Annotated in this window: 13 protein-coding genes and 2 pseudogenes; 14 read left to right on the top strand and 1 reads right to left on the bottom strand. The window is 35.3% G+C overall.

Annotation, left to right across the window (positions count from 1 at the left end; translation table 11 throughout):
* Positions 1–167 precede the first annotated feature (167 nt).
* Entirely contained in the window at positions 168–1,451 is a 1,284-nt protein-coding gene (pepT, locus tag FUT79_RS07280) for a peptidase T (RefSeq protein WP_238570023.1), read from the bottom strand.
* A 384-nt stretch (positions 1,452–1,835) separates the two neighbouring features.
* Between pepT and FUT79_RS15080 the strand changes: the two genes are divergently transcribed.
* The 14 genes and pseudogenes from FUT79_RS15080 (at position 1,836) to FUT79_RS07205 (ending at position 14,072) form a co-directional block, all read left to right on the top strand.
* Positions 1,836–1,979 (top strand): hypothetical protein, encoded by a 144-nt coding sequence (locus FUT79_RS15080; protein WP_156009310.1) that lies wholly within the window; start codon positions 1,836–1,838, stop codon positions 1,977–1,979.
* A gap of 4 nt (positions 1,980–1,983) precedes the next feature.
* On the top strand, positions 1,984–4,053 hold the full coding sequence (locus FUT79_RS07275; protein ID WP_148889445.1) for a DUF262 and DUF1524 domain-containing protein: 2,070 nt from the start codon (positions 1,984–1,986) through the stop codon (positions 4,051–4,053).
* Between the two features lie 19 nt (positions 4,054–4,072).
* A complete protein-coding gene (locus tag FUT79_RS07270) occupies positions 4,073–4,483 on the top strand; it encodes a hypothetical protein (RefSeq protein ID WP_009242836.1) in 411 nt (136 codons plus the stop codon).
* 14 nt (positions 4,484–4,497) lie between these two features.
* Positions 4,498–5,676: a hypothetical protein gene (locus FUT79_RS07265; RefSeq protein ID WP_024753575.1), complete on the top strand. Its 1,179-nt coding sequence runs from the start codon at positions 4,498–4,500 to the stop codon at positions 5,674–5,676.
* Between the two features lie 372 nt (positions 5,677–6,048).
* Positions 6,049–6,453: pseudogene (locus tag FUT79_RS07255) on the top strand (class I SAM-dependent methyltransferase); the annotation flags it as partial.
* Between the two features lie 106 nt (positions 6,454–6,559).
* The gene (locus FUT79_RS07250; protein WP_024753574.1) at positions 6,560–7,339 is read left to right on the top strand and encodes a replication initiator protein A; all 780 of its coding nucleotides are present in this window, start codon (positions 6,560–6,562) and stop codon (positions 7,337–7,339) included.
* Between the two features lie 164 nt (positions 7,340–7,503).
* Positions 7,504–7,716, top strand: coding sequence for a helix-turn-helix domain-containing protein (locus tag FUT79_RS07245; protein WP_002694906.1), 213 nt, complete (start codon positions 7,504–7,506; stop codon positions 7,714–7,716).
* Between the two features lie 13 nt (positions 7,717–7,729).
* Positions 7,730–8,584, top strand: coding sequence for a DNA adenine methylase (locus FUT79_RS07240; RefSeq protein WP_024753573.1), 855 nt, complete (start codon positions 7,730–7,732; stop codon positions 8,582–8,584).
* Complete coding sequence (locus FUT79_RS07235; RefSeq protein WP_148878965.1) at positions 8,577–9,881, top strand: type II restriction enzyme; 1,305 nt, start codon at positions 8,577–8,579, stop codon at positions 9,879–9,881. Before FUT79_RS07240 ends, FUT79_RS07235 begins: the two co-directional genes overlap by 8 nt.
* 107 nt (positions 9,882–9,988) lie before the next feature.
* Complete coding sequence (locus tag FUT79_RS07230) at positions 9,989–10,300, top strand: DUF3847 domain-containing protein (protein WP_024753571.1); 312 nt, start codon at positions 9,989–9,991, stop codon at positions 10,298–10,300.
* Positions 10,301–10,312: 12 nt separating this feature from the next.
* Positions 10,313–10,537, top strand: coding sequence for a hypothetical protein (locus FUT79_RS07225; protein ID WP_002694916.1), 225 nt, complete (start codon positions 10,313–10,315; stop codon positions 10,535–10,537).
* A gap of 3 nt (positions 10,538–10,540) precedes the next feature.
* A complete protein-coding gene (locus FUT79_RS07220) occupies positions 10,541–10,699 on the top strand; it encodes a Maff2 family mobile element protein (RefSeq protein WP_024753570.1) in 159 nt (52 codons plus the stop codon).
* Positions 10,700–10,879: 180 nt separating this feature from the next.
* Positions 10,880–11,035, top strand: a pseudogene (locus tag FUT79_RS07215) (helix-turn-helix domain-containing protein); the annotation flags it as partial.
* Positions 11,036–11,834: 799 nt separating this feature from the next.
* The gene (locus FUT79_RS07205; protein WP_148878966.1) at positions 11,835–14,072 is read left to right on the top strand and encodes a YcaO-like family protein; all 2,238 of its coding nucleotides are present in this window, start codon (positions 11,835–11,837) and stop codon (positions 14,070–14,072) included.
* Positions 14,073–14,078: the final 6 nt, after the last annotated feature.

The raw sequence follows: 14,078 nt of genomic DNA, 5'->3' as shown, positions 1-14,078 counted from the left end.
CTCCTTACCCTGCCGCAAACATAAAAACACCGGCTCCTATTACTTTCATCGGCGAATTTTACCTGCTTCTTTATTATATGGAAGAAGGTGGATGGGCTGCTTTACAAAGGCATGCAGCCCTGATTTCAAGGGTGGGAATTTTGCAATCGGAATGAAAAACAGTCATTTCATTCCTCAGCCCAAATTTTTGCAAGCTCAATAATGCTCAAGCACATTTTTTCCATTTGATTAAGCGATGCCCACTCCGTCCTTGAGTGATAGTTATGTCCGCCGGTAAAAAGATTCGGCGTAGGGATTCCAAGCTCGGTAAGACGTGAGCCGTCAGTGCCGCCGCGAATGGGTTTCAGCTTGGGTTCAACGCCGGCGCGGCGAACCGCTTCTTTTAAACGCGCAAGAATTTCGGGGCTTGTATCGAGTTTTGTTTTCATGTTTCGGTATTGCTCCGTATGCGTTACCGAAACCTTTCCGTTCGGATAGCAGGCTTCGATGGCGGCGGCAAGCGTATCGATACGCTTTAAGCGCTCCTGAATAGCGCCGAAATCACGGATATAAACCCGTAAGGTTGCCTTTTCGGCGGTTGCCTCAAGCTCCAAGGGGCAAAAAAAGCCGTAATATCCGTCGGTAGCCTCGGGGCTTTCTTGCGGGGGCAAAGACTCAATAAAAGAGGCTGCCATCGTTACCGCATTTACCATTTTGCCGCGGGCGGCGCCAAGGTGTGCGGCAATTCCGGTAAAAACAATGTCGCTTCGGTATGCGTTAAAACATTCGTCTTCAACCTCGCCTTCCTGTCCCCCATCTATCGTGTAAAACGCTTTTGACTGAATCTTCTCAAGCGGAACAAAATCCATTCCGTGTCCGGTTTCCTCATCGGGAGTAAAAAGAATTTCGATTGGGCCGTGGGCAATGTTCGGATTTGCCAAAAGGAATTCAACGGCGGTCATAATGCCTGCAATTCCCGCCTTATCGTCGGCGCCCAAGAGGGTGGTGCCGTCGGAGGTGATAATCGTGTCACCGATGCAAGCGGCTAAATCGGCATCATGTGCCGGGTCTATTACAAAGCCGTCTTTTAATACAATAGGCTTACCGTCGTAATCGGTATGCACCTGCGGTTTTACAGTATCGGCGGGCGCATCGCTTGCCGTATCCATATGTGCGCAAAGTCCGAATCCTTTTTTCTGCCGGCAGCCTTCGGTTGCGGGCAGACGGGCAAAGACATAACAATGCTCATCAAGCTCTGCCTTCAGTCCAAGATCCTCTAATTCTTTTACTAAAAGCTTTGCAAGCTCCCATTGTACTTCGCTTGAAGGGATAATACCTTGGTCAGCCTTTTCCGCCTTGCTTTGTGTGCCGATGGCGGTATAGCGAACCAACCGCTCTAAAAGTTTCGGTTTAATATCGTTTGTGGTCATGCGGCTATGGTACGGAAAAAAGAGATTTCTGTCAATTCTCAAGGGGTTTTGAGTAAGGGGCGGCTGCCCCTTAGACCCCGCTTATGCTTCGCATTAAGGGCTTGGGCAGCCCTTAGACCTGCCGTTTTATGCGCGTTGTGTACTGACCTCCGTTTTTTTGACACGAAAGTTATTTTTTTTAAGCAGCCTGTATCCTAAAATCAATAGATAAATTCCGGTTTAATTTTTCTAAATCACCACTTACAGTATTTTTACTCTGTCACACGTATACGCCCTGCAAGTGCAAAAAAACTATGCTTGGAAATGTTTTTAAAACCTGCTATTATTTTTATAAAGAAGTCTCCAAGCTTGAAATTTATAATGAGTTTTGTCTTCTGCATAAAAATATTTCATGGTATATTTTAATCCCTCGGAGTTAAGAAAATTATGGACTCTTTTCTTAAAAAAATTATAGGAGAACGATATGAACATCGGGTAGTTAACTATGCTGAGGCTTTCAGTAAAAAAGCACAGGATTTACAGATGGTAGCGGAAGAACCTGCGCCATACGGAACAAAGAAGGAGGACTAACCTAATGGACGCGACAAAAGGTAATATCTACGCCATCTTAAATGGAAATAAGCAGTTTCTCATTCCTGTATATCAGAGATACTACAGTTGGGAGACGGAACAATGCAGTCGCCTTTGGAATGATATCGTTGACATGCAGAAAAAGGATAAGGTCGGTCACTTTGTTGGCTCTATCGTAAATATTGCGGAGCAGGCAATGCCGACTGGTGTTCAGAAATATATGATAATTGATGGGCAGCAGCGTTTAACCACGCTGAGCTTGCTGCTGATTGCCCTCCGCGACTATGCGGAAGAACATCCGGAAGATGGCACTATCAATGCTCGTCGCATCGATAATATGCTTCTGAAGAACGAATATGAGGATGGTGACGAGAGGTACAAATTGCTTCTTACAGAAACAGACCGCGACCTGCTGATTAGTCTTGTTGAGAAGAAGCCAATCAGCGATCCCTGTCTGTCTCGCATCCTGTCGAACTACAACTTTTTTGCCGGTAAAATAGCCGATATGGAATTGCAGCCGAAAGATGTCTACGAGGCTATAGGTAAACTACAGATTGTCAATATTACACTTGATCGAAATGTGGATGATGCGCAGGCAATTTTCGAGAGCTTGAACTCTACAGGTAAAGAGTTGTCTGAATCTGACTTAATCCGAAACTATGTGCTGATGGGGCTTGAACCGTCAGAACAGCGGTATGTCTATGAGCACATGTGGAGACCGATGGAGCTGCTCTTTGATTATGAGAAGCAGGACTCTGTCATGGATAGATTTTTCCGTGATTATCTGACAATGAAGACTACGCGCATCCCGAAGATCGACCGGGTTTATGAGGGATTCAAAGCCTATCACTTGAATTGTGAATTCAGCACGATTCGGGAACTTTGCGCCGACCTGCTGACCTATGCTACATACTATACAAACATGGTATTCCGCAGGAGTGACAAGCCGGTCTTAAAATCTTTGTACTCAGATATTGGCGATCTTCGCATGGAAGTAGCATTCCCGTTCTTGCTCAAAGTGCATAACGATTGCACAGAGGGCGTTATCACGGAAGATGATCTTATTGAGATTATCAAGATGTGCATCAGTTATGTATTTCGTAGAAGCATCTGCGACATTCCGACGAATTCGCTTAATAAGACGTTTGCGACGCTGCGTAATGAAATCAAGACCGATGATTATATGAATTCTATTAAGGCCTTCTTCGTACTGCGCGATGACTATAAAGAGTTCCCGGATGATGAGAAATTCGAGAAGGCATTTGTGTCCCGTGACATTTACAATATGCGTTCCAGAAACTTCATTCTCAGCCACCTTGAAAACTTCGGGAACAAAGCTCCAATCATTATCGAGAATTATACGATTGAACACATTATGCCACAGAACAGCAATCCACGTGACGAGTGGAAGACTATGCTTGGCGCAAATTGGAAAGAGGTTCAGAAGACCTATCTGCATACAATAGGAAACCTGACACTAACAGCTTATAACTCGGAAATGAGCGATAATCCATTTATGGTAAAAATGGATATGGAGGGTGGATTCAAAGAAAGCGCTCTGCGTCTTAATGCCTATCTGGTAAAGCTGACAGAGTGGAATGAACAGCACATAAAAGAACGTGCAAAGTTGCTGGCCGAAAAGGCAGAACAGATATGGACTTATCCTGAGATTACTGCTGCTGAACTTGCGCCATATCAGGTAGAGGAAAAGCCTGCCCAGAAATACACGATTGACTCTTACGATATCAATGCATTTACACGGACGCTTTTTGATATGCTCGACAGACGAATTTGTAATCTGTCACCGGATGTGAAGCGTGAGTTTAAGAAGCTGTATATCGCCTACAAGTTGGATACCAATTTCGTTGATATCGTTGTTCAGAAACAGCGCCTTCGAATTTCTTTGAATATGAAGTTTTCAGAGATTCACGATCCAAAGGGACTGTGCAAAGACGTCACCGGTCTTGGCAGATGGGGCAATGGTGATGTTGAGGTGTTTTTTGAACATACGTCAGAGATTGACGATGTGATGGAACTGATCGAGCAGTCATACAGTAAACAAGCTGATGAATAAAGAAAGCGGGTGAGCATATATGGGACGAAATTTTACGGATTTTCTGGCAGGTGCTGGATACTTTTTGCTCGACACTACGCGAGAAGCGGTTTTGAGGCATGACGATGAGACAGCGCAGCAGGAGCGAGAAGCTGGGATATCGATTTTAACGGCGGCACTTTATGAATCTAAAACAAAAGACGCTGAAATAGTTCGTCTTCTCCAGAAGTACTATGGCCTTAGAGAAAATGAAGCTCAGGAACAGATCAGAATTGAGAGAACGATTAATTACCCATGCCGCGAACTGGAGTCTTATCTTATGAGCACGGAAGGATTATCGCAGCAGGAGGCTCAGGATTATATCATCAATCATGGCACGGTAGACTTACTCCGGCAAGAGAGAGGGCTCTGGAAACTGTCGCCAAAGGAACTGTTGAAGCGGATTGAGTGAGAGGATGTCTGACAATGGATTTTGATGTGTTAAAAAAAGAACTTGCTGAGCACAAAGTTTATACGGCTTGGCAATTTATTGAAAATACGAATGCAAATATAAGGGTAGCACAGTATTGTCTGGACACCATCACAGCGATTTCTGCAAAAATGACTGAAGATGCACATAAGAACAACGAGGAAATATCAGAGAGAATAATAAACCACAAGAGCGTTGCTATAACTGATGCGGATCTACCAGACTTTTTAATAGATATCGCAGGCAATGATGTCGATGGTTTTTTCTTGATACAGAAACTAATACGGGATTTTTATCAGTATCTTAGAAATAGTTTTGATAGTATCGGACAAATTGCAAACGCTGGATTGTTGGCTAATAAAGGGAAGAAAGTAGACAAAACAGACTTCCCGGCAATGAAGGATAGATTTCAACAGCAAACGTACTCTGGAGAATTTCCGCTTACATCAGCATGGTTTTCAAAGACTGATAGCGATGATGAATTCAAGTATATTGATGCTGTATGTAATCGTGTGAAGCATACAGCCTTTATAAATAATCAGATTTCGATAGGATTGTTTGGCTGCGAGAACAAGATGAACATGGGAGCTTTTCTCAGAAACGGTGAGCAGCATGAAAAGGCCGATCTTAAAGATAAGATGCAGCAAGCGATAAAATTCACGGAGGATAGCTATATAGAATTTCTTACGTTTTTTTCTGCGGAGTTTAAGAATGACCTCCATGTTTCGGGACGTTATCATGATGGCATCAAAGTTTATCAGCAGTATATGAAGGATAGCGAGCTATCATCCTTCTCATTACCATATATTGTTTCACAACAACATTTCGATGCAATGCCCAATGAGATTTATGTACTTCTCCTAAGAAATAATGAAGGTGAAATAAAAGCAGCGGATTGTCCTTTTACATCGATACTTATCACTTCAGCGGATGATTATAAAACTGCTGTAGGTAGATATGTTGCAACAGCCGAAGATACGGTAGGAAAAGATAACATAGTAAAGTATAGGAAATATATCAAGGATACTTCTACAGCCGATCCTCAGATAGCAATGATTAAGTCTATGCAGGACGGAACTGGAAAATTTTATCATGCGAATCCTTTCTTTGACTTGCAAACTGTATCTGTATCAGATGATGATACTTTTTTAAAGCGAGCAGCACTTCCATTCTGAACATTCGGGAACGGAAGATTAGAGTTGAGGCGATGGGATTTCAGACTTGTTCCCTCGGAGCGAAGTCTTGAAGCGGTCGGCAAATCTGTGGATTTGCATATTATAGGTAGGAGTAAGGCCTTTGACCTGTTTCCGAGAACGCACAAGGGTAAAAATCGGTGTATTTTACGGGAAAAACACGCTTTGATAAATTCCCGCGAACGACCGCAAAAATCTGACATCAATCTGGAGCAATCAAGCCATGTGGAGTGCATAGCGTTGATACAAAGAGTGAAATCATAAAAATCCTGCATTTTAAGCAGTTTTACAAGCATTATGTCTTTAATGAAGATGGCGATGGAGGACGAAAAAAAGTTCTAAAAAATTATATTGAAACGAATGATTTTGGAAGCAAGAAAGCATGGAGAATACGAAAATCTTACATTTGAAACAGCCGATGCAGTAGCATTATCCTATTCGCATGAAAAATTTGATTGTGTGTTAATTGCTAATGCACTTCATATTATGCCTAAACCGGATGAGGCGATGAAAGAAATATATAGGGTGTTAAAACCTAATGGGACTTTGTGCGCCCCCACTTTTCTATGGAAAGAGGGAAAACAAAGAAAAATGATAAAAAGTTTGATGTCTATTTTAGGATTTAAGATGTATCAAGAATGGAATAAAAATCAATTTGAAGATTTTATTAAAGAATATGGATTTTCAGTAGTTGAAATGAAATTGGCACATGGAGGTCTTGCACCGATTGGTGTGATGATTGCTCAAAAAGTGGCTTAACAGATTCTATTCTTATGATTTAAAAAATTTCATCAAAATGGTAACCAAAGGCGATAGAAAAACTATCGTCTTTTTCTTTGCAAATTTTAAGAGAGGAGGTGAAGCGATGGACTTTGACTATTTCTATAACAGAGAAGCAGAGAGATTTAATTTTCTTAAAGTACCGGAGATATTAGTTGATGGAGAAGAATTTAAGGGGTTGTCAGCAGAGGCAATTATCCTTTATTCCATGCTTCTAAAACGAACGGAAATATCTTTTAAGAATAACTGGATAGACAAAGAAAATAGAGTATTTATCTATTTTACCGTTGAAGAAATTATGAGAAGAAGAAATATCTCAAAGCCGACAGCCATAAAAACATTGGATGAGTTAGACAATAAAAAAGGAATCGGACTGATTGAAAGAGTAAGGCTTGGACTTGGAAAACCTAATATCATTTATGTAAAAGACTTTATGAGTGTATTTCAAGCAAAAGGAAATGGCTTTCAGAAGTCAAAAAACTTTACTTCAGAAGTAAAAGATGTTGACCTCAGAAGTAAAGAAAATGAACTTCAGGAAGTTAAAAATGTTGACTCTAACTATATAGAGAATAATAAGAGTAAGTATAGTAAGAGAGAATATAGTTTTTGTAAAAACGGACTTGGAACATTTCAAAATGTATTTTTAACTGATGAAGATATTTCTGATTTACAAATCAAACTAAATGCACAGCTTGATAATTACATTGAACGCTTATCTGCATATATCAAGAGTAGCGGAAAGAGCTATAAAGACCATAAAGCGACGATCCTTTCTTGGTTTTATAAAGATCAGGGCAAAAGCAAGCAGGCGAAAACATCAAATGTCCCGACTTGGGAAGAATATAACAAAGGAGAATATTTATGAAAAGAGAATTGGAAAAAATAATGATAGAGGATGTAGAATTTGCCTATTACCACAGAGTGAAGAATAATGTATATAATTTTTATGGAAGTAATCATTTGAGATATACTTAAAACTTGCGATTTTGCAAGTTTTTTGTTATAATAAGTCATATTTGGAGGTATAAAATGAATGTATCTTATCAACCGCTTTGGAAGATTTTAGAAGATAAAAAAATGAAGAAAAAAGACTTGATTGAGATAGCAAACATTTCAGAGAATTGTGTTGCTAATATGGGCAACAATAAATATGTTTCAATGGCGAATATTAGCCGTATATGCGAAGCTTTAGAATGTACCCCCAATGATGTATTTCAGTTCTGTGCAAGTGATAAAAGATAAGGTGGATAGGACTATGACTAAAAATTCAAGAAAAAAGAATATTGTTCTTGCTCCTGTAGTAAAGTGGGTTGGTGGCAAAAGACAATTATTAAGTGATATAGTTCCGCTTATTCCAAAGACATTTTCTACTTATGTTGAGCCTTTTGTAGGTGGAGGAGCGGTCATATTTGATATTCAGCCTAAAAAGGCAATTATAAATGATTTTAATAGTGAGCTTATAAATATTTATAAAGTAATTAAAGAGAAACCTAATGAATTAATTTTAGCTTTAGAAAATCATGAGCGACTTAATTCAGAGGAATATTTTTATGAAGTTAGGGCATTAGACAGAAATGAAAAATATGGGGAAATAAATGACATTGAGAAAGCTGCAAGAATTATTTATTTGAACAAAACGTGTTACAATGGTTTATTTAGAGTAAATCAAGCAGGGCAATTTAATTCTCCTTATGGTAAATACAAAAATCCTAATATAGTTAATATGCCCGTTGTATTAGCTATGTCGAAGTATTTTAATGAAAACAATATAAAGATAATGAATGGAGATTATAAAAACTCCTTAAAAAATTTAAGGAAAGGTGCATTTGTATATTTTGATCCACCATACATGCCGATTTCATCCTCATCTTCTTTTACAGGTTATACAGAAAATGGATTTGATACGAAACAACAAATTGAACTTAAAGAAGAGTGCGATAAATTAAACTCTAAAGGAGTAAAATTTTTATTATCAAATTCAGATCACCCTTTCATTAGAGAATTGTATAAAGATTATGAAATTATTACTGTAAAAGCAAAGCGTTCAATAAATAGTAATGGTAATAAACGTGGAGAAATAAATGAAGTATTAGTAAGGAACTATGATTAAAATGAATGTGAATGAAGCTTGGAGTAAACTTTTTGAAAAATATGATATTCTCAATAAAATTCAGAGCGAGGGTGCGTTTTTCATTACTGCCAATCAAATAAAAAAATTTAAGGAACCACGATTAATGGCGAAGTGGGACAGTTCTGAAAATTTGCCCAGTATTTTCAAAAAGCACAATATTAATATTTTGTCAATTAGTAGAAACGGATATGTTTTAAGTGATTTTAAGTTGTATGAACCAATTCCTGAATTAGGGGAACATATAACAGAAATGCAAAAAGTTGAAATTCCAGAATATGAAACTATTGATATTGGTAATATATCATCGGAGGCGAATGCGATTAATGTTTTAATGCTTTCAAAAATATTAGATGATTTTTTAGATGAAGATGATAATGTTGCCACATTTAATGGAAGAATGGGAACAGGAATTTTCAGTTTTCGTGTAGATAGACATAGAGGGAGTTCTTTTAAAGTTGACGTAAAAAATGCACAATGTGAAATTGATGGAGGAATGGAAAATAATAATTCCGTTGTTATTTTAGAAGCAAAAAATGTTGTTCATCCGGATTTTCACATCAGACAGCTTTATTATCCGTATAGATTGTGGGCAAGTAAAGTTGTCAAGCCTATTAGACTCGTTTTTTCTATTTATTCAAATCAGATATATAGACTATTTGAATATGTGTTTGAAGATAAAGACAACTATTCATCAATAAGATTGGTTAAATCTAAAAATTATTCTTTACAAGATACAGACATTGCTTTAAATGAACTTTATGATGTGTATTCGGATGTAAAAGTTATTTATGATGATAATCAAAATAATACTAATATTCCTTTTATACAGGCTAATTCTTTTGAAAGAATTATATCACTAATGGAGATTTTATTTGAAGAAAATAAAACCACAGAAGAAATTGCTGAAACTATGGAATTTGATTTAAGACAGTCAGATTATTATTACAATGCTGGTAAGTATCTTGGATTGTTTGAAAAGAAAGATGTTGAAGACGAAGAAAAGATAGTAAAAAAAGTTTCATTATCCAAATTAGGAAAAGATACAGTAAAACTTAGATATAAAGAACGCCAATTAAAGTTGGTCAGTTTGATTTTAGAACATGAAATATTTAATAAGCTATTTATAAAAGTTTATAATAGTGGAGAGTTACCTACAAAAGAAGAAATTCAAAATATTATGAGAGAAAATAATGTGTGTAATGAGGGGCAGATAGTTAGACGTTCCAGTTCAGTTTATTCATGGCTTAAATGGATATTTAATTTACAAAACATATAAAACCTAAAAGCATATTTTTATGTAGTACAGACAGAAGTTTATTGTTGAGATAGCAGAAATGTTATCTCTTTTTTGTTGCTCATAATTAAAAAGAAAGGACAAAGAAAATGAAAAATATAGATGAAAAAATTTTAATGGCAGAAGAAGAAATCAAGCAGTTACAAAACAAAAGAAAAAAGCTCATTATTCAGCAGAAACAGGAAGAACGAAAAAAGAGAGATAGACGCCTTTATCAAAAAGGAGCAGTCTTTGAAAGTATCTTTACCGAAAGCAAAGACTTTACCAAAGATGAATTTTATCAGCTCATCACATTTCCAAATATCAAAGAAGCAATCAATCAAAAAATCCTAAAAATCATAGAAAAGCGAGAAAAAAGAGCATATAAAAATACAGAAACCAAGAGGAAGAAATGGACATAGAGGAATAGTCCCTTGTTTATAAGGGCGCATTTATACACCCTAAAGGGTGTCCTGGAGTATATCAACTGTGCAGCCTATGGAGAAAAATCAGAGAAGGCAAAGGACTTTGAAAAAGGCGATTTGATTCATATCTTTGGCTACTTTAAGAAGCGTGAAAAAGAGGGAAAGACTTACAAAAACTTTGTAGTGAAGTCATATAACAAGATTGAAAAAAAAGAAGAAAACGAGGAGGAATAAATTATGGAATTTTTTACACAGGCAGTTAATGTATTAAAGATTTTGGTAATGGCAGTAGGAGCAGGACTTGGAGCATGGGGTGTTATTAACTTAATGGAAGGATATGGCCATGACAATCCGTGTGCAAAATCGCAGGGAATCAAGCAATTTATGGCAAAATAAGGACGGAATAACACAACAAATTCTCTAAAACAAAACACTAAATCAATGTAAGATTGAATGAAATCAATATTTATGCTATAATTAAATAAATCTAATAAAGAGAAAAAGAGGGATATTATGGCACTTAACTATAAACCACTATGGATACAACTAGCAAAAAAAGGATAAAAAAAAACAGATGTAATAGCCATGGCAGGACTTACAACAAATGTCATGGCACAAATGGGCAAAGATAAACTAGTTACATTTAAGAATTTAGAAAAAATATGTAATGCATTAGATTGCACTCCTAATGATATCATTAGTTTTGAAGATAATTTTAGTGACGAGGAATAGTAAATGACTTTAAGTACAGAAGACCAAGTTAGGGATTATGCGAAATTAGTATTAGGATTTGATGAAGCTGAAGAAAATGTTGATCAAGGGACTGGTAAAATAAAAAGCTTTAAGTATAGATGACAAAACTAAGTCTAATAAGAAAGACCATAGCAAAGGTACAGAGAGATAAATGTCGGCAGTCTTCGGACTGCCTTTATATTATCTAACAAGTCTTGTCTATCATCGGAAGATTTTTTGATTAGATCATCTAGTTGGGTAATTGAATCAATGCCTTGCTCTCTAAGTTTTATTATTGAATTAGCCATTGTTTTGATATTGTGTTTTATTGCCCAGACTTCATAACCCTTAGATGAGTGTGCTTTTCTATCAGTTGATAGTTTTCAAATTAGAGAAGAATAGATATTATTGGGATAAATAGCAAATTGCAGATAAAAATCAGGATTATAACTAATATTCGTGAAGAGAGATTAATTAATAAAACTTAGTAAATGATAATAATTATTGCTATCAGGAGCAAAATGTGCTATAATCTATAATTAAATGATAGTATCTTTCATTTAACCAAATATAAATGTGGCATTTAAGATTAATAAAAACAAATGTAGATACTATTATTTAAAATAATACTTGTAATTTAATAAAGGAGGTATGCGGGAATGAAAATAAAAGTGAACAGCGAAAAAAATGTTAACTATAATCAATCAAGCGTTGATTCTTGTTCTCACACACTGAGATCTAATTAATAAAAATTAAATCTTAAATGCCACAAATTAACTATTCATATTGGAGGTAAGATGTGAATCTTAAAATAAATGACACAATTTCGGTATCTAAAATTAACAATAATCAAATCGCCATTTATCAAGATAATTGTTTCAAAACTCTTGAATGCGATTACGAAATACTGAATGAGATACTACATTTAGTAAAAGAATTTGGCAATAGAGAAGAAATATACAAGGAATTTGGCAAATATTATTCGATTGAGGAAATAGATCAATTTATTAACGTGCTGATTAATGAGGGCATTCTATTGAATTCCAAAGAACTTAATTCGACACACGATTATGATAAATCTCATATTCTACTTATTTCTGATACAGAGATAGATAAAGAAATCAAAGATTTTTTTGTTTCCAAAATCGATGTTGATGTTATAAATGATGTATACGAAGTAGAAAAAGCAATAAAATCATCTGATTTTGATTGTATTTTTTTAATAAAATCAAATATTAAATATCAAGATGTAATATGGTTAAATAAATTATTGACTAATGCAAATATTCCTTTTGTAATTTTAAGAAATGATGGAGTTAATTTAATTAGTGGGCCATTTATATTCCCAATGAAAAGTGCCTGTTATGAGTGCATTATACAACATCATATAGATAGGTTAAATGAAAATTCTGAAAATAAAATAAGCATAGAAAACATTAAAAATCTTTATGTGTCTAAAAATCTAGATTTTTATAGCAACAAAACTTTATTTAATTTATGTTTAGATAAAATTGAAAGCGATATTCTTAATTTAAGAAAGAATAAAGTTAACTTTTATTATTTCCAAAAAGAAGAAATCTGGGATCTGAAAAGTAAAGAGCTTAAAACATGCGTATACTATCCAACGACTAATTGTAGTGCTTGTAATGGAATGACAAGAGAATTAATAGAGATTGATAAAAGTAAAAACGTAGTAGTTCCTAGATCAATTAAATTATTTAATGATAGCAGTAAAGAGATAAAATATTTTAAAGGTGGTCTTAGAAGCGTAAGTCCTGAAGAAACACAAAATACTATAGAAAAAGCATTAAATAAAATAAATATTAATATTAACCTTACACGAGTTAATAACAAATTAAAAAATATACTTCCAGTATATAGAGCAAATGTGGATGTAACACATAAGAATAACACTCCTTATTTTATTCAATATCAGCGTTCATTTGGCAAGGGAATAACAGAGCAGCAAGCCTTGTTTTCGTGCACGTTTGAGCTTATGGAAAGATTAAGCTCTCATTATTATGGTGATATACCTTTACTACGAGCAAAACCAAGTGATATTAAAAATCATATTATAGATATTTCATCTACAACAAATCAAATTAAGCAAATATATGATAGATATGAAGACTATGATGAAAATATGGAAGTAGATTGGGTATGGGGGCAGTCATTAATAAGCAATCAGCCTAAACTTATACCTGCTTCAAGAGTCTTCTTAACTGGAGTTAAGTTCAAAGGAGACTTTGTTCCAGTCGGTTCATCAGGATTATCCTCTGGAGTCACTATTGAAGATGCAATATTACAAGGACTTTTTGAAGTTATAGAACATGATGCTTGGTGTATTGGACAATCAAATATTATAAAATTACCAATAATAGATTATTCTACTGTAAAAAAAGAAACTACAAAAGATCTTATCAGCAAAATACAGAATGAAGGATTTAGAATTATAAGTAGAGACTATACCAATGATATAGATATACCTACAATACGAACATGGATTATTGATGAAAATAATTATATAGAGTATGCAACAAATGGATTTGGATCATCCATAGATCCGGAGATTGCGTTAGAGAGATCTATTACTGAAGCTGTCCAAGGTAAATTACCACCTATTCAATCTAGAATTACAGAGTATGGGAGGAAAAACCTTACAGGCTTGATTAATAGCAGAGATAGTATCTTTAATTTAGGGTATTTTAAATTCAAAGATATGGATCTTAATTCAGAAAAAATGAAAAGCATGGATGAGTTCAAACAAAGTAAATTTGAAACATTAGAAGAAACCTTAAATTTTGTTGTTTCAAAAGTAAATAAAGCGACCAATGGAGATGTTCTTTTTGTTGATTTAACAAATCAAAATCTAGGAGGAATTCCTTCAGTAAAAGTAGTAGTAACTGGTGATATACAAATAGTGTCTGAACCTCTATTATGCCCAAGCAATAGAATGTTAAAATTTAAAAAAATTATGGGATATTCAGATGAGGGAGTTAAATATACAGATTTGTTTTTAGGTGATTACCCTCATTAGGTGTAA

It is taken from the genome of Treponema phagedenis, from assembly GCF_008153345.1.
GTDB classification, from domain to species: Bacteria; Spirochaetota; Spirochaetia; order Treponematales; family Treponemataceae; genus Treponema; species Treponema phagedenis.
Note: the sequence above shows the minus strand (reverse complement) of the source record. Positions and strands in the feature narration are given on the sequence as shown.

Excerpts from the sequence above, each read along its gene's own strand:
- FUT79_RS15080 (WP_156009310.1), top strand. The coding sequence starts at position 1,836 with ATGGACTCTTTTCTTAAAAAAATTATAGGAGAACGATATGAACATCGG.
- FUT79_RS07220 (WP_024753570.1), top strand. The coding sequence starts at position 10,541 with ATGGAATTTTTTACACAGGCAGTTAATGTATTAAAGATTTTGGTAATG.
- FUT79_RS07270 (WP_009242836.1), top strand. The coding sequence starts at position 4,073 with ATGGGACGAAATTTTACGGATTTTCTGGCAGGTGCTGGATACTTTTTG.
- FUT79_RS07230 (WP_024753571.1), top strand. The coding sequence starts at position 9,989 with ATGAAAAATATAGATGAAAAAATTTTAATGGCAGAAGAAGAAATCAAG.
- FUT79_RS07245 (WP_002694906.1), top strand. The coding sequence starts at position 7,504 with ATGAATGTATCTTATCAACCGCTTTGGAAGATTTTAGAAGATAAAAAA.
- FUT79_RS07235 (WP_148878965.1), top strand. The coding sequence starts at position 8,577 with ATGATTAAAATGAATGTGAATGAAGCTTGGAGTAAACTTTTTGAAAAA.
- FUT79_RS07265 (WP_024753575.1), top strand. The coding sequence starts at position 4,498 with ATGGATTTTGATGTGTTAAAAAAAGAACTTGCTGAGCACAAAGTTTAT.
- FUT79_RS07240 (WP_024753573.1), top strand. The coding sequence starts at position 7,730 with ATGACTAAAAATTCAAGAAAAAAGAATATTGTTCTTGCTCCTGTAGTA.
- FUT79_RS07250 (WP_024753574.1), top strand. The coding sequence starts at position 6,560 with ATGGACTTTGACTATTTCTATAACAGAGAAGCAGAGAGATTTAATTTT.
- FUT79_RS07275 (WP_148889445.1), top strand. The coding sequence starts at position 1,984 with ATGGACGCGACAAAAGGTAATATCTACGCCATCTTAAATGGAAATAAG.